Source organism: Streptomyces otsuchiensis, from assembly GCF_004305975.1.
GTDB classification, from domain to species: domain Bacteria; phylum Actinomycetota; class Actinomycetes; order Streptomycetales; family Streptomycetaceae; genus Streptomyces; species Streptomyces otsuchiensis.
In genome coordinates this window covers 1-211 of sequence record NZ_BHZI01000693.1, presented here as the reverse complement: position 1 = coordinate 211, position 211 = coordinate 1, and the positions used below count along the sequence as shown (strand labels likewise).

1 protein-coding gene is annotated in these 211 nt (G+C 63.5%); it reads left to right on the top strand.

Translation table 11 applies throughout. The features are described 5' to 3' along the window. Positions 1–211, top strand: a 211-nt coding sequence (locus E0D90_RS28230; protein ID WP_227870539.1) for a hypothetical protein, incomplete at both ends; no start/stop codon positions are given.

Genomic DNA, 211 nt, shown 5'->3' with positions numbered 1-211 from the left:
GTCAGATCACAAGAGCCATCACCCCCACGAGTGAAGAGACCTACACCTACGACCCCACAGGCAACCAAACCACCGCCCACCGAGGTCATGCAGGGCAAGAACACCCCACCACCGGAAACCGCGAATACACCGGAACCCTCCTCACCAGAGCCGGCAACACCCGCTACGAACACGACACCGCCGGGCGCGTCACCCTCCAGCAACGCACCCG